Source organism: Burkholderia sp. Bp8998 (assembly GCF_003854235.1).
Lineage (GTDB): Bacteria > Pseudomonadota > Gammaproteobacteria > Burkholderiales > Burkholderiaceae > Burkholderia.
Genome location: NZ_QTQF01000013.1, coordinates 147028 through 162502 on the forward strand (window position 1 = coordinate 147028; position 15475 = coordinate 162502).

At 64.6% G+C, this 15475-nt stretch carries 15 protein-coding genes and 1 pseudogene; 2 read left to right on the top strand and 14 right to left on the bottom strand.

The genetic code is table 11. The annotated features are described in order from the left end of the window. Positions 1-11: 11 nt before the first annotated feature. From DIE06_RS15620 to DIE06_RS15630, 3 genes are all read right to left on the bottom strand, one after another. Positions 12-512: a hypothetical protein gene (locus DIE06_RS15620; protein ID WP_124662190.1), complete on the bottom strand. Its 501-nt coding sequence runs from the start codon at positions 510-512 to the stop codon at positions 12-14. Between the two features lie 642 nt (positions 513-1154). Then, positions 1155-1634, bottom strand: coding sequence for a DUF1348 family protein (locus DIE06_RS15625; RefSeq protein ID WP_124662191.1), 480 nt, complete (start codon positions 1632-1634; stop codon positions 1155-1157). A 126-nt stretch (positions 1635-1760) separates the two neighbouring features. After that, on the bottom strand, positions 1761-2009 hold the full coding sequence (locus DIE06_RS15630; RefSeq protein ID WP_060121138.1) for a hypothetical protein: 249 nt from the start codon (positions 2007-2009) through the stop codon (positions 1761-1763). Positions 2010-2173: 164 nt separating this feature from the next. On the opposite strand from DIE06_RS15630, the gene DIE06_RS15635 reads away from it, so the two are divergent. Next, positions 2174-2761: a TetR/AcrR family transcriptional regulator gene (locus DIE06_RS15635; protein ID WP_124662192.1), complete on the top strand. Its 588-nt coding sequence runs from the start codon at positions 2174-2176 to the stop codon at positions 2759-2761. A 314-nt stretch (positions 2762-3075) separates the two neighbouring features. Here the strand turns inward: DIE06_RS15635 and scpA are convergent, their stop codons facing one another. From scpA to DIE06_RS15685, 10 genes are read right to left on the bottom strand one after another with little or no spacing between them, the layout of a single operon-like run. Continuing rightward, positions 3076-5208 carry a methylmalonyl-CoA mutase gene (scpA, locus tag DIE06_RS15640; protein ID WP_124662193.1) on the bottom strand — a complete coding sequence of 711 codons (2133 nt, stop codon included), beginning with the start codon at positions 5206-5208 and terminating at the stop codon, positions 3076-3078. Next, positions 5205-6038 (bottom strand): Pnap_2097 family protein, encoded by an 834-nt coding sequence (locus DIE06_RS15645; protein ID WP_124662194.1) that lies wholly within the window; start codon positions 6036-6038, stop codon positions 5205-5207. The genes scpA and DIE06_RS15645 overlap by 4 nt, the downstream gene beginning before the upstream one ends. 5 nt (positions 6039-6043) lie before the next feature. Then, a complete protein-coding gene (locus DIE06_RS15650; RefSeq protein ID WP_124662195.1) occupies positions 6044-7345 on the bottom strand; it encodes an MSMEG_0569 family flavin-dependent oxidoreductase in 1302 nt (433 codons plus the stop codon). A 56-nt stretch (positions 7346-7401) separates the two neighbouring features. Further along, the gene (locus DIE06_RS15655) at positions 7402-7686 is read right to left on the bottom strand and encodes an MSMEG_0570 family nitrogen starvation response protein (protein WP_124662196.1); all 285 of its coding nucleotides are present in this window, start codon (positions 7684-7686) and stop codon (positions 7402-7404) included. A gap of 9 nt (positions 7687-7695) precedes the next feature. Continuing rightward, complete coding sequence (locus DIE06_RS15660) at positions 7696-8880, bottom strand: MSMEG_0565 family glycosyltransferase (RefSeq protein ID WP_124662197.1); 1185 nt, start codon at positions 8878-8880, stop codon at positions 7696-7698. Beyond that, positions 8877-9863 carry a sll0787 family AIR synthase-like protein gene (locus DIE06_RS15665; RefSeq protein WP_124662198.1) on the bottom strand — a complete coding sequence of 329 codons (987 nt, stop codon included), beginning with the start codon at positions 9861-9863 and terminating at the stop codon, positions 8877-8879. The genes DIE06_RS15660 and DIE06_RS15665 overlap by 4 nt, the downstream gene beginning before the upstream one ends. Continuing rightward, positions 9860-10420: an MSMEG_0567/Sll0786 family nitrogen starvation N-acetyltransferase gene (locus tag DIE06_RS15670; RefSeq protein WP_124662199.1), complete on the bottom strand. Its 561-nt coding sequence runs from the start codon at positions 10418-10420 to the stop codon at positions 9860-9862. The genes DIE06_RS15665 and DIE06_RS15670 overlap by 4 nt, the downstream gene beginning before the upstream one ends. 2 nt (positions 10421-10422) lie before the next feature. Beyond that, positions 10423-11493, bottom strand: a complete 1071-nt coding sequence (locus tag DIE06_RS15675; RefSeq protein ID WP_124662210.1) for an MSMEG_0568 family radical SAM protein — start codon at positions 11491-11493, stop codon at positions 10423-10425. Continuing rightward, positions 11486-12508 (bottom strand): Nit6803 family nitrilase, encoded by a 1023-nt coding sequence (locus DIE06_RS15680; RefSeq protein ID WP_124662200.1) that lies wholly within the window; start codon positions 12506-12508, stop codon positions 11486-11488. Before DIE06_RS15680 ends, DIE06_RS15675 begins: the two co-directional genes overlap by 8 nt. Before the next feature lie 19 nt (positions 12509-12527). Beyond that, positions 12528-13010, bottom strand: a complete 483-nt coding sequence (locus tag DIE06_RS15685) for an MSMEG_0572/Sll0783 family nitrogen starvation response protein (protein WP_006405208.1) — start codon at positions 13008-13010, stop codon at positions 12528-12530. Positions 13011-13389: 379 nt separating this feature from the next. Between DIE06_RS15685 and DIE06_RS15690 the strand changes: the two genes are divergently transcribed. Continuing rightward, positions 13390-14781, top strand: a complete 1392-nt coding sequence (locus DIE06_RS15690; RefSeq protein WP_124662201.1) for a PLP-dependent aminotransferase family protein — start codon at positions 13390-13392, stop codon at positions 14779-14781. A 455-nt stretch (positions 14782-15236) separates the two neighbouring features. Here DIE06_RS15690 and DIE06_RS15695 read toward each other — a convergent pair. Further along, positions 15237-15475 (bottom strand): annotated as a pseudogene (locus DIE06_RS15695) (hypothetical protein); the annotation flags it as partial.

Sequence of the window (15475 nt, forward strand, 5' to 3'; positions counted from 1 at the left end):
TGTCCGGTGTTTCAGGAGGCTGCTCCACCTGGACCGAAGACCCGAAAGTTGGAGATGGCATCAATGGAGAACGGACCCGCTTTCAGCTGATTCCACTTCTTGCGAGTTTGCACCCACTGCGCGTGCTTAAATTGCGCAGCGTTTGCTGCATCGTGAAGCGCCGGATATCCAAAGTCGTCGGCATACTCGCGAAGGGCTGCCTGTTGCTCACGCCAATTGCCGGTGCCTTGGTTAGCAAACGCGATATGTTCGAGGCACAAGTGAAGGACCGTTGCTGCACAGCGTTCGCTCGATGAACGGTCTCTATATGACACAACACGATCAGCAAAGAGAACTGCTGCGTTGTTCTTTTCGATCGCTTCTGCGACGTCAATCTTGAAACCTGGAATGAAATGCGCACTCAAGGCGATGATTTCTTGCTGTTCCGTCGGCAGTGAGGAGTACCAGCCAAGGAAGTGGTCGAGCGGTGATTCAATATTTTCGTTTGACATAATTGAGTCGATCGGCACCAACTATACCGACTCGGAAGTAGAGCGCGCCGCGCAAGCAAGGCGCGACCCGTATTGCACGAGTTTGGACGCACCAACCATAATGTCGCTGTGCCGCGTTATTTCGTTATCCTGCTGTTTTGCGACGTCTGCAAAGCGACGCGCGACATTGAGCGGCTGTTGTGGAGACGTGCGAAAAGCCCCGTTGCGCTCTTTTTGGTCAACCCTTGGATTCGAGTGAGAGAGCGAGTGGGGTCTATGGGCGTGCATCCGCCTGTATCCCGCATCCTGTGCCTTGCCACTCGCACGGCCAGCACCACAAGCCATCCCGCTGCCGAAGCCTGGTGTTCGCGGAAGCTCCTTCCCACCAAGGTTCTCCGTTCCGAATGCAAACAGGATGCCATTCAGTCCGTATGTTATCCACCCGAGGAGACGCAATGGATTCCAGAAGCAAGGGCTGCAAGGCTTACTGCCCACATGGAGTGGGCAGCAATCGCTAGAGGGCAGGCTAGGTGAGAAGGACAGCGAGACACCCTGAAATTCCCTAGCTGGGTGGGGTTGCTCCGTCATACCAAGCTTCGGGAGGCAGTCGTCGCAGAGACTGCCTCACCGTTGTCTTCGTTTCCCCGCGTGCTTCCAATTGAAGCGATACGATCAGCCTAGCTATTAGAGGCCGAGATCCGACAAGCCGGGATGATCATCCGGCCGACGGCCCAGGGGCCAGTGATACTTGCGCTCGGATTCCTTGATCGGCATATCGTTGATGCACGCATAGCGGCGTTGCATGAGGCCATCCTCGCCGAACTCCCAGTTCTCGTTGCCGTAGGAGCGGAACCAGTTGCCCGAGTCGTCGTGCCATTCGTAGGCGTAGCGCACGGCAATGCGATTGCCGCCGAATGCCCACAGTTCCTTGATCAGACGATACTCGTGCTCCTTCTTCCATTTGCGCTCGAGGAACGCCTGCGCTTCCGCTCGATTGTTCGCGAACTCTGCGCGATTGCGCCATTTCGTGTCGAGCGAATAGGCGAGCGCGACCTTGGCGGCGTCGCGCGAATTCCAGCCGTCTTCCGCGAGACGGACTTTCTCGATGGCGGATTCGCGTGTGAAAGGAGGAAGCGGCGGACGGAGTTCAGTGTTAGTCGACATGGTGTTACCTCAGTGGCTGGTGGATGAAGACCCGATACCGGGCCGAAGGGTGGATAAGAGCAGTGCTGCGTGTTCTCGATCGATTAGTCTGGCGATTAGCCCGTGTGCATGGCGGACTTCGCTCGCTTACACCGCGAAGGTGATGTAACCGCCCGAGTGCGTCATGATGTGCGCCCAACGCACGGCCGCGTGCAGGCCCTCGGCGCATGCAAAGTCGCTGCCGTCAATCGCGACGACCCACTGGTCTTCTTTGAGGCGAAGCGCGAGTCGTTGGTGGTCGACCAACTCGCTGTACCAGCGCCATGTGGCCGGATTCGACTTATCGGCCTGCAGAGCTTGATGAAGGGCAGTGACTTCGCAATCCGAGGGGCACATGACAGTCTCCTTGACGTACCGACCTTGAATGATTGAGACAGGTCTGTCTCAATATTGGTGTAGACAGGTCTGTCTGTCAAGAAATTTCTGTGCATCCCGATGTCTTTGCAGAGACAGGTCTGTCTGCCATAATGGAAGCTAGATTTCGTAAAAAAGGGGCCGAAATGTCACAACCCTCCGCACGCGACCGGATATTGGAAACCGCGGCGCGCCTGTTCTATCAGGACGGGTTCCGTGCCACGGGCATCGACAAGATCATCGCCGAGTCAGGCGTCGCAAAAATGTCGCTTTACCGGCACTTCGCCTCCAAGAGCGAGCTTATTGCAGCGTTCCTGGACCGTCGTCATGAGTTCTGGATGGGCTGGTTTGTCGAAGAGGTGGAGGCTCGTTTTGCTCAGCGTGCCGAGCTGTCCGTCATCGCGGAAGCCTTGGGTGAATGGTTCGAGCAGGAAGACTTCCGTGGTTGCGCCTTTATCAATGTGGTCGCCGAAGCCGGATCGACGGGAGACCCGGGGCACCTTCAGCAGGCCGTATCCCATAAGCACGCACTTGAGCAGTACATTTCCGAACTTGCTGGCCGCCTCGGGCTCCAGTCGCCTGCTACCGTCGCCGCAGATGCGATGCTCTGCGTGGAAGGCATGATTGTGCGCTATCAGGTGACACATGATTCGACAGTGGTGGATTCGGGCAAGCGCGTACTGGCGAGAATCGAAGAAGGCGCCTCAACAAGGCGCAGGTCCAAAGCTGCCTGACACTGACACCTAGGGCAAAGTCGCCGCGAGGGCCACGGTCGGGACACTCTTTTGCAGTATGGGATTGCATAGCCAATTTTCCTTGTTCGTCCGCTTTGCAGCGAGGAGCCGACGTCTGCATGTCCGAACGAAGGGATGATCGAATGTCGCCTGGTGACCGGAAGCCGTCAGTAGCCAGCGGTGAAAAGCGACGCTACCGTCCTCTAGCGCGTGTCTCATGCCCCTGAAGGGTTCTCACCCAGCCTCAACGTCGTGCCTGAGGGAATCGCTGCGGATGGCCCTTCACCTCGGCGGCCGGTTCGTAAGATCCGAGATCAATCCGCCGGGCGTGCACACCGAACCTGCTCGATACATGCGCACAGCGCTTGTGCGATCGCGTCGAGCGGTGTGCCGGGCCCGAAAGTCGCCGCGATGCCCTTCGCCTTCAGATGTCGCGCATCCGCAGCGGGAAAGATTCCGCCCAACACCACCGGAATCCCGGCGCGACGCAATGCCAGTTCGTCGAGCAGCCCTTCGACGAGTTCGAGATGGGCGCCCGACAACGACGAGATGCCCACGATATCGGCGCCATGCGCCTGCGCGGCCGCCGCCACGGATGCAGGTTGCTGAAAAAGTGGCAGGCGCAGGACGCCGAATCCGGCGTCCTCAAGCGCTGCCGCAACGACGGCCGCACCGCGGTCGTGTCCGTCCTGGCCGAGCTTGGCGATCACGATGCGCGGCCTGCGTCCCACGCGCTTCGCCAGCCGGTCGACGCGGCCCTGCGCCGCCCGCCATGCGGCGTCGCCTCGCCGATGGTCGCCGTAAGCACCCTCGCCATCCGCCTTCACCGCCGCGGCATGCCGCGGCCACACCGATTCCAGCGCGCGCGTACACTCCCCGACGGTCGCACGTGCCCGCATGCAGTCGATCGCCAATGCGAGCAGGTTTCCGGTGCCGTCGCAAGCCGCGTGGGCGAGCCGCTGCAACGCCGTCGCAACCCGCGCCGGATCGCGCGCGGCCTTGACGGCCGCGATTCGCCGCGCCTGCCCGGCACGAACGTGACGGCCGTCCGTCTCGCGCACCATCAACGCGTCCGTCGGATCGCTCGCGACGAAACGGTTCACGCCGACCACGGTCCGGCGCCCGGAATCGACCTGCGCCTGCGTCGCGGCCGCGGCACGCAGCAAGCGCCGCTTGACCCAGCCGGACTCGATCGCGGCAATCACGCCGCCCTGCGCGTCGATGGCAACGAGCTCCGCGCGCACGCGTGTCGCGATGCCGTCCGTCAGCGACTCCATCATGTACGAACCGGCCCACGGATCGACCGTGTCGCACAGTCCCGTTTCATGCTGCAGAATCAGCTGCGTGTTGCGAGCAAGGCGCGCCGCCTCCGCGGAGGGCAGCGCAAGCGCTTCGTCGTACGCATTCGTGTGCAGCGACTGCGTGCCTCCGAACACCGCGGCCATCGCCTGCGCCGTCACGCGAACGATGTTGTTTTCCGGCTCCTGTGCCGTCAACGACCAGCCCGATGTCTGGCAATGCATGCGCAGTGCACACGCCCGGGGCGAACGCGCGCCGCACGCGTGTGCGATGTCCGCCCACAGCAGACGCGCCGCGCGCAGCTTGGCGATTTCCGTATAGAAATCGCTGCCGACGCCGAAGAAGAAGCTCAGACGCGAGCAGGCTTCATCCGCGGGCATGCCGCGTGCGGCCAGCGTGTCGACGTACGCACGCGCGTTCGACAGCGTCAACGCGAGTTCGAGCACGGCATCGGCGCCTGCTTCCTGGAAGTGATATCCCGATACCGACAGCGCATTGAAGCGCGGCGCATGCCGCGCCAGCCACAGCGCGACGTCGGCGACAATCCGCATCGACGGCTCCGGCCCGAAGATCCACGTATTGCGGACCATGTACTCCTTCAGGATATCGTTCTGAATCGTCCCGCCGATCCGCTCGGGCGGCACGCCCTGCTCCTCGGCGGCCACGACGAAGGCTGCCATGATCGGCAGGACCGCGCCATTCATCGTCATCGACACGGTCGTGCGGTCGAGCACGATGCCATCGAACAACCGCGCCATGTCCTCCACCGTATCGATCGCGACGCCGGCCACGCCGACATCGGCCCGCGCCTCGGCGCAATCCGAGTCGTAGCCGCGCTGCGTCGCCAGATCGAATGCCACGGACAGTCCCTGCGCGCCCTCCTCGAGCGCCGTGCGAAACGCGAGATTGGAATCCGCCGCGTCCGCATGCCCGGTGTATTGCCGGATCGTCCATGGGCGATCGGTATACATCGACGCGTACGGCCCGCGCACGTAGGGCCACGCGCCGGGCATGCTGTCGAGATGCGCGACGGCTTCGAGATCGCGCTGCGTGTAGAGTGTCCGCAGCGGCACCGCGCGCGCGCCTCGACCATTCGACGCGACGTACTCCACGTCCGCGCCCGGCTCCATGAGTGGCGCTTCGTTCATGCCTGGCTCCAGCGCTTTTGCGTGATCACATCGGCAATCTTCGTCCCGTCGCTGTCGCGCACGATTTCGCTCCAGTGCAACAGGCCACCCGCATCAGGCCGGGCCCGTACGAAACGCACGGTCAACGCATCGCCGATGTCGAGATTTCCATGAAAGTACAGTTGGCGCGCCGCCAGCACCGGTGCGTGCCCGAAGCGGAAATGCTGCCATTCCGCGCGGTCGACGAATGCCTGGAAGCTGGCGAAGTAAAGCAGGTCCGCGCCATTGAAATCCATGTTCGGGCACGGCAGGAACGAGACGCTTGCGCCATCGTCCTCCGCGAGGCCGGCGAGCGCCGGCACGATCGACGCATCCCGCACCCGCAACTTCTTCGCCCGTTCCGCCATCGACAGCGCATCGGCCGGGACCGGGCCGGTGCGGCCGTCGATCCCAGTCATTCGCGCCTTCACCACCGAGCGGTTGCTGCCGGCGTGTTCGCGCGTCACGAACGTCGACATCATCCGCACGATACCGACTTCGTCGTCGCCGTGCCGGATCCGCTGTTCGCTGAAATGGCGAATCGGGCCGACCCTGTGAAGCGCGACATGAAGCGCGAACGTGTCGTTCTCGCGAATCGCGTGACGGCCGTTCATGTCGACGCGCACCGCAACGAACGACGCATATGCACGCCGCCCCTCGTCGTCGAAGAACTCGGGTGCATCGCGGCCGCTATGCGCGGCCAGCGCGTCCCAGTGACGCTGCCCGCACTCCTTGAGCAGCCAGTTTTCCGCGAGCCCAGTGTGCGCGAGTTGCGGCATGCCGGCCCGATAGCGATGGATGGCGGTATGCATCGGCGTCAGGCGGCCAGGCTGTCGGCCGAGCGCCGCGCGGCCGTCATCTCGGCCTGGATCTGGTCGACGATATGGGCGGCATCGCGCGCCACCCCGGAGAATCGCCCCGAACCCCACGTGTATAGCCAGGGCAGCCCGACGAAGTAGAGTCCCGGCACCGGCGTCACGCCGCGCCGGTGCGCGGGATAGCCGCGACCGTTGAAGACCGGCGCATCCAGCCAGCTGAAATCGGGGGTGAAGCCGATGCACCAGATGACCGAGGCGATGCCGCTGGCCGCGAGATCGAGCGCCGTGCGCTCGCCGGCCGGACGCCACACGGGTTCATAGCGCGTCGCGGGCGGCGCGGCAATCCCGTTCTTCTCGATATGGGCATCGATGCCAGCGTTGATCCGGTTGTACGTATCGTCCGCGCTGTCGAGCTGTGCCGACAGATCCGCGGAAAATCGCAACTGCCCGTCCGCGAAATCCTCCAGCCGGCCGTACAGTTCCATCCCTTCGGCGGCAAAGCGGCGCAGATCGATATCGCGGCCGCCGTCGCGGCCGGTCACATAGTGGTTGGTGTTGTCGCGCACGCCTTCGCGCAGCGGATGGGCATCGACCGGCATGTCGTAGTACTGCATGTCGGCCAGCCAGTCGACGACGTCCCTGCCCCGGTAGAAACGGGCACAGCGAGGGGCATCGCCCACCGCGAGGAACACCTTTCGCCCGGCGAGGTGGAGGTCTTCCGCGATCTGCGCACCCGACTGTCCCGATCCGACCACGAGCACCGGTCCGTCCGGCAAGGCGGCCGGATTCCGGTATTCCGACGACTGGATCTGCACGATCGTTGCGGGAAACCGCTCGGCCATCCGTGGCACGATCGGCCGATGGTAGCCGCCCGATGCAACGACGACCTGATCCGCCGTGTACGTGCCACGCGACGTCGCGATGCGATAGCGCCCGTCCGCGTCACGCGTCACCCGCTCGACGGCCGTATGTTCCAGCACCGGCGCATCGACGCTGCGGATAAAGCCGTCGAGATACTCGACGATCTCGTCCTTCGTCATGAAGCCGTGCGGATCGGCGCCGCGATACGGATAGCCCGGCAGCGCACACTGCCAGTTCGGCGTCACGAGACAGAATGCGTCCCAGCGCTGCCTGCGCCACGTGTGCGTCACGGTCTCCTTTTCGAATACGAGATGATCGATGCCTGCCTGCTTCAGGTAGTAACTGATCGACAGGCCGGCCTGCCCGCCGCCGATGACGACTACGCCGAGATGGGAATCGATAACCGGGAGGCTGGATGAAACAACGGGTTCGCTTGACATGATGCAGTCCTGAATGTGTGTTGAAGACGACAATGGATTCCGGCGTGCCGGACGCCCTAAACGAGCTCGATGACGGTCACGGTCGCGTCGCCCTGCGGCGCAAATCGTTCCGCATGCGCTTCGATCCGTGACAGCTCGTCCATCGCGGCCGAGCACGCGAACCCGTATTTCTCGCGTACGCGATCGGACGCGATACCCAGTGCGCGCCGCGCGCGCTCGACGAAATCGTCAAGCGCGTATTGCGTGTCGGGCGCGAAGAATTCAGCCACCACGGTCGACGGCGAATAGCAATTGGTTTCCGACTGGTCGGGCCAACGGACCCGAAAATGCATGACCGGCATGATGCCTCCTTACTCGGCGGACGATGCTTGCGCACGCTGCGCCAGCCTGTCCTGGTAGATGTCCAGATGCCTGCGCGCACTTGCGTCCCATGTGAAGCGGCTCAGCAGTGCGGGGACGGCATGGGTGAAATCGGGAGCCCGCCGCCCCGAGAGCGCGTCGCGCAGCGCGTCGGCGATCGAATCCACGTCGGCGGGATCGGCCCACACGCACGCGTGCTCGTCCAGATACTCGGTAAACGGTTCGATTTCGGATACGACGACGGGCTTGCCGCACGCGAGCGCCTCGAGCACGACCAGACCGAATCCCTCGCGGATCGACACCATCGACACCACGTCGGCGCAGTGCATCAGCGCGACCAGCGCCGCATCGTCGAGCGGCCCGGTCGGCACGACGGCTTCGTCGACGCCGATCCCCAGCCCGAGCGCGGCGGCGCGCGCGACGAAGCGGCGCGCATAAGCGTCGTGATCGAGCAGGCTCGCGCCGCCCCCGATCACGAGCCGTGCGTCGGGCATCGTGCCGCGCAGCCGGGCAAACGCCTCGAGCAACGCGATCGAGTTTTTCCGCTGCTCGATCCCGCCGATCGCCAGGACGACCGGCGCGCCGTGCAGGCCGAAGCGCCGCCGCACCGCCTGCATCTCCGTCTGGTTCGCGCGAGCGAACCGGGCGACGTCCACGCCGTTGGGCACCACGCTCGCTTCCACCCCGAACGTCTTGCGCATCGTGGCCGCCCACGCGGCGCTCACGCACAGCACCTGGTCTGCCTCGCTCCACGCGCGTTCCTGCCAGCGTTCGAGCTGCGGGTCGTCGAATACGTCGAGGTGATGCACGGTCCGTACGAATCCGCGTATTGCGCCTGACTGCCTCAGTTCCGCCAGCGCATTGCCCGTGATGCTGTCCTGCGCGTGCAGAACGTCGAACCCGCCCGCATCGTGCTCCAGCAACGCGTGCCCGATCGCGGCAATGCGCTCGCGCACCATTTCCGCGACGCCGCGCGGACGGCCATCGACGCGCGCCAGCACGACGCGGCACGGGACATCGCGGAACATCGTCTCGCCCGGCGCGGCCGGCACGAACACGGTGACGTCGCTTCCCGCTTCGTGCAGCGCCCTCGCGAGTTCGAGTGCGTGCACGACACCGCCGCGCGCATTGACCGAGTGGGTCAGCAGCGCGATGCGCAACGTATCGCCGCTCATCGAACACCTCCGTCGGCGCCGGTAATGAACGGCTCGATCCGGAAATCCCACAGCACCGCCGTTTCGCCCGCCTCTTCGACGACAACCTCGCGCGTTGCGTCGATATCGCCGATCACGGCGCACGCGAGCCCGCGCGCAGCGAAGCGTTCCGCGATCGCGTCGGCATGCGCCGGCCGCGCCGCCATCAGGAACCCGTAGCTCGGAAAGGCCGTCAGCCAGCGATCGAAGTCGACGCCGGGAGGCCGCGGGATCGCGTCGAGCGCGATCCGCGCACCGACGCGCGAGCATTCGACGAGCATCAGCGCCGTCCCGAGCACGCCGGCCATCGAGATATCCTTCGCGGCATCGCACAGCCCGTCTTCCGCCAACGTCGGCAGGATCTCGAGATCGCCGCGCAGCCGGGCCGGCGGCGCGCCGACCGACGCATTCCAGAACGGATACGGCTCCTCGAATGCGCCGCGCAGGTCGACCGCCATCATCAGGCGATCGCCCGGCCGCGCGCTGAAGCTCGACAGCAGCGTGCGGGCCCGGCCCAGGATCGATACCGCCAGTTGCCCGTGCGCGCTGCGCGTGTTGCTGTGGCCGCCGACGATCGGTACACCATACGCCGACGCAGCCGCGGCCATCCCGGCGAGCACCGGCTGCGCGGCGTCGATCCCGTCGCTCCACAACGCATCGACAACGGCGAGCGGTCGCCCGCCCATCGCATAGACGTCGCTGACGTTCGCCATCACGCCGCTGTACCCGGCAAACCACGGCATCGACTCGACGAAATCGCCGACCATGCCCTCGATCGCAAACAGCAGGTAGCCGTCCGCGTCGGGAATCGCCGCGCAGTCGTCGCCGAGTGCAACCGCCTGTGCGAGATCCCGTTCGCCGTTCGGCAATGCCGCCGCGAGCGATGCCACCACGCCGGAGATGTCGTGCTTGTGCCGGAAGCCGCGGCTTGCGCGCAGCGTCGCGATCCGATCCTCGACGCTCATGGCCGCACCTCCGAGCGCAGGACGAAACCCTCGAACGGCGTGCCGCACGGCGGATAGTGTGCAAGCTGGGCCTGCATCAGTTGATGAGGACGTCCGAACAACGATTCTTCGCCGAGCGCATCCCAGTGAAGCCGGCGAAACAGCGGCACGTTCTGCGATTGCACGTGTGCGACGAAGGTCCGGCAACCTTCGGCATGCGCGCTGCTGACGGCCAGCGCGATCAGCATCGAGCCGATCCTGCCCTGCCGGCGAAACGCCGGATGCACCGCGAGCCGCGACCCCATCCAGGTTCCGGGCACGGTTTCGTGAATCCGCACCGTACCGACCACCTGCTCCGGCAGCCCGGCGCAGCAGCTGACCGCGACCAGCAATTGCGCGTGGCGATCGATATCGTCGCGATCGTCGCCGACGAAGATCCCTTGCTCGATACAGAATACGGCCCGGCGCAGCTTGTACGCTTCGTCGATTTCCCACGGAAGCTCCGCCCATTTGATCCGGTATTCGGCAGGCCGGTACGTGTCGAGGTTGTCGGCCAGCCCCATCTCTACGCAGTACATGGTCACGCCTCGTAGGTCGACAGCGACGAGCAGGCGCCGCACTTTCCGCACCCGGCCTTGATGTCGGCGGAGCGCATGCCGGCGTCGCGCAACATCGCGCCGAGCGGCGCGAGCACCGCGCGCATGAAGTCCGGCGACGGTGCCGGATGGCTCTCCAGCGGCGTGCCGCTGATCGGCACGAACGGCACGACGAACGGATACACGCCCAGGCCGATCAGCTCGCGCGACATGTCCAGAATCGCGGCCTCGCTGTCGCCCAGCCCGGCGAGGATGTAGGTGCTGACCTGTCCGCGGCCGAACACGGCGACGGCCGCGCGAAACGCCGCCATATACCGGGACAACGGCACGCTCGCCTTGCCCGGCATGATCCGTTCGCGCACGGCCGGCGTCACGGCTTCCAGATGCATGCCCAGCGTATCGATCCCGCTTGCCTTCATCCGGTCGAACCAGCCGTCGTCGTCGGGCGGCTCGCACTGCGCCTGGATCGGCAGATCGACGGCCGCCTTGACCGCGAACGCGCTTTCGCACAGGATGCGGGCGCCGCGATCCGGCGTCGGCGGCGTGCCGGTGGTCAAGACCATGTGCTTGACGCCGTCGAGCAGGACCGCCGCGCGCGCTACCTCGGCGAGCTGTTCAGGCGTCTTGCGGGCGATCGTCCGGCCGGCTGCAAGCGACTGGCCGATCGAGCAGAACTGGCAGGTCTTGCGCCGGCTCTCGTAGCGAATGCAGGTCTGCAACACCGTGGTCGCCAGCACGTCGGCACCATGCAGCGTCGCGATGTGCGAATACGGCACGCCCTCCAGTGTCTGCAATGCGTAGAAGCGCGGGTTCGACGGAAAGCTGATGCTCGCGATCGGGATGGCGCCGCGCGAGAGCTGGCTGACGCCCGCCGCGTCGGGCTCCGCCGCGACGAACGGCGAATCCCACGCGGTGCTCGTGTGCACCGGCACCATGATGGTCACGCCGTCGACCGTCACGGCCTTGTGATCGGACGGCCCGGCGCCGCCGCGCCGGCTCGCGGCGCCGACGCGTGGATCGGCGAGACGCAGCCCGACCGACTGCAGTTCAGTCATCAATTGCCGGCTCTGCACCGACGGTTTCGCATTCGCGCTCATGGCAGTTTCCCTCGAAGTCGCGTGCGGCCGACCCGCTGATCCCCATCGGGGTCACCGTCGTCGCCGGCCGATCGTTGATGGCAAGGCTCAGCAGTTCCGGACGCGCATAGTGGCCGACCGAATCCATCATTCGCTTGCGTTTGGTGATCAGCGACATGTCAAGATCGGCGATCACCATCCCTTCGCCCGCGCGCAGCGGCTCGGCCAGATGCTGACCCTCCGGGGACACGATCGCGGTATTGCATCCGCCGCGCAGGGCCTTCTGCAAATTCGGATCGCCCGTGATCGACTCGATCTGGACATCCGTGAGCCAGCCGGTCGCATTGACGACGAAGCAGCCCGATTCCAGCGCGTGGTGACGAATCGTGACCTCGATCTGTTCCGCGAAGATCGGGCCCACCAGCGATCCGGGAAACTGGCTGCAATGAATCTCCTCGTGCTGCGTCATCAGCGCATAACGGGCGAGCGGGTTGTAGTGCTCCCAGCACGCGAGCGCGCCGACCCTGCCGACACCGGTCTGCGCGACCTTGAGCCCGGCCGCGTCGCCCTGCCCCCAGATCATCCGCTCGTGAAACGTCGGCGTGATCTTGCGGCGCTTGACCGCGAGCCGTCCGTCGACGTCGAAGATCAGCTGCGTGTTGTACAGGCTGCCGTGGTCGCGCTCGTTCACGCCGAGCACAACGACCATCCCGTGCAGGCGCGCGCGCTCGGCGACCGCATGCGTCACGGGCCCGGGCACCACCACGGCCTGCTCGTAGAGCCGCATGTGATCGGCGCCGGATGCGACCGGCGGCCGCACAAACGAGAAGTACGGGTAGTACGGCACGAATGTTTCGGGGAAGACGATCAGCTGGACACCCTTGCCGGCGGCCTCGTCGATCGCCGCGCAAACTTTGTCGAGCGTACCGCCGGCCCGTTCCAGATCGGGAGCGATCTGGACGGCTGCCGCCCGGACGATGCGTTTGTCGGACATGATGGCACCCGTCATTCGATCAAACGGTCCAGGTATGGATGACCAGCGCATTCTCCTTGCGGTGAAGCAGCTGAATATCCAGCACGTCCAACGGATTGATCGGTCGAATGCCCTCGATCAGCGACGCCTCGCCATGCCCGTAAAGTGCCTGCAATGCAAAGCGGCACGCGTAGACCTTCCCGCCCTCTTCCATGAACTTGACGAGTTGCTTGTTGAAGTTAAGGTGGCCAGGAAACGCCTCGTCGCCGAGTGTCGGAAACCCGCGCTGCAGGCCCAGCGTCACACCGGGGCCATAGAGCAGCACCGACGTCTCGAACCCCTTGCGTTGCAGGCGCGTCGCCTGCAGCAGGTTCACGAAGCCGATCGATCCCTCGAACGCAACCGTATGGAACGTCACGAGCGCTTTCTCGCCCGGTTCCGCCTTGACGTCTTCGAAAACCTTTTCTTCGTAATCGACGAGGAAATCTCCCTTCTTGTGCAGAGGCTGATTGACTGCGGGCATGGCACGCTCCGTTTGAAAATGAGTTGAACGATGTTCCCGAACGCTTTCGAATCCGGGCGAACTCATTAACGCAACGCATATGCCAATCGGGCCCCACCCGATGCAATCACTCTCCAATCATTCAATCGATAAATGACGATGCCGTCGGTCCGATCCTTGCGTGACCGGATCGGGCTCGGACGGGAAGCGGCCGCCCAGCGCGGGAAGCGCACCGGACTGATGCAGCGCGAAGGGGTCCGTGCGCATCGACCGTGCATCGATGCATCAATCCGATACACGATGCGATCAATGCAATCACCTGCCCGCAAACGGACGATATATATATTTACGATTACTGCGCGATGCTAACGTCGTGCGGAACGATTAACCGGAAACAGGTATGGATAACGCAATCCATCATTGGTCGAAGCGACTATCTGAAGGCAGGAAACCGGCGTACCTGCTGATTCCCGATCTCATCGAGGAAGATCTCGCCGCGGGCCATCTGAAACCACGCGACCGCCTGCCCGGACTGCGCGATCTCGCCAGTGCGCTGAACCTCAACTACACGACGGTGGCCCGCGCATATGCGGAAGCTCGCCGACGCGGCTTGCTCGATACGCGCGCGGGAAGCGGCACGTTCGTGCGCGGCCCGACGCGAACGATTCCACTGTCGGGCGGGAGCAGCATCGAAATGTCGATGAACATGCCGCCCGAACCGCCCGAGATGGCCAGGCGGCTGCAACAGTCGGCGGCGGCGTTGTTCGATGGAGCGGATCCTTACCAGTTGATGCGATACCAGGATTTCGGCGGCACACCGGCGGATCGCGCCGCCGGACGTGCGTGGCTGGCCAATCGCCTGCCCGGCTGCCGCGGCGATACCGTGCTCGTTTGCCCGGGCATCCACAGCGCCCTCGTCGCGCTCGTCTCGACGCTTGCGCGCCGCGGCGATGCGATCTGCCTCGATTCGCTCGCTTACCCCGGCATCAAGGCAATCGCATCGCAACTGGGCGTGCAATTGCAGCCGCTGCCGCGGGACGACGACGGTCCGTTGCCGCATGCATTCGAATCGCTCTGCAAAAGCGGACGGCCGGCCGCGCTGTACTGCAATCCCACCCTGCAGAATCCGAGCACGCTCACGATACCGTTCAGGCGCCGCGAAGCACTGGCCGATGTCGCGATGCGCTACAACGTGCCGATCATCGAGGACGACGCGTATGCGATTCTGCCGCAGAGCGCACCGCCCCCGCTGGCGTTGCTGGCGCCCGAACTGACCTACTACGTGACCGGCATGTCGAAGAACTTCGGCGCCGGGTTGCGCATCGCGTATCTGCACGCGCCGACGGTACGTGAAGCACAGCGTATCGCCGGCGCATTGCGCGCCACGACCGTGATGCCGAGCCCGTTCACGATGCTGCTGGCCACTCAATGGGTCAACGACGGCACGGCAAGCGAGATGCTGGCCGCGATTCGATCGGAGGCGCATGCACGGCAGGCGATTGCAGGCCGGATTCTCGGCGCGTGGCCGTTCGATGCCCATCCCGACGGTTTCCATCTCTGGCTGCCGATTCCGCGCGAGTGCCTATGGACACCACCGGATCTGGCGCAGCATCTGCGGAGTCGAAGCGTCGCCGCCGTGGCAAGCGCGGCGTTTTCGACGGACGGCGACCCGCCAGCCGCGATCCGCATCTGCCTCGGCGGCCCGCAGGACCGGGAGCGGTGCCGGGACGGCTTGCAACTCGTCGCCGATGCACTGGCCGACGCACATCATCTTTACAGTGCGGCGATGTAGCCGCGCCCCGCGTGGCGGACTGAACGCACGGACCCGACGCCGTACTACGTGTCCGCCCGCTTATGCCGCCGGTGTGGCGCGGAACAGCAGCATCGGGTTCCTGAGACCAGAATGAAGCCGTCACCATTTGCAACGTGAAGTTGTCACTTCGCCGGTCGTCGTTGAGCGGTAGACGCGCGCCGCTCGCAACCTCATGAGGTTACGCTCGAGTGCTATGTTCTTCGGAGTACATCGGCTCTACGCGAACATACCCCCTCTGCAGATCGCCGCTCTTCTCGAATTCGTTACAGCACGCGTTCAGAGAATTCTCCGTCGGATAGCCCAACGGGCGAACCCGGGTCGGTTAAGGCTCCGTGAAAATCAACACTCTAGCCACAGCGGAAGGCGGGCGTCACAGCAGATCACAACGCAGCCTTTTCGGCAGCCTACGCTTATAGAGTGGTTGGAGCAGCGCCTCACACTCCAGCAATAGCCCCCTCGTCGTCCGAGCGAATCCCGTCGTTGTGATGTCCGCCGGCATCATCGACCGAAACATCCGCGGACGACGGCGCGAGCACGTCCCATTTTGCGGCGGCGGCCGAGGCGACGGCATTACCCAGCACATTGGTCGCCGTGCGCCCCATGCGCAAGCGGCGGACCCAAGCCCGCCGCTTCGCCGTTCGCATTCGAACCCGTTCGAATGCCGCCCGCAGCC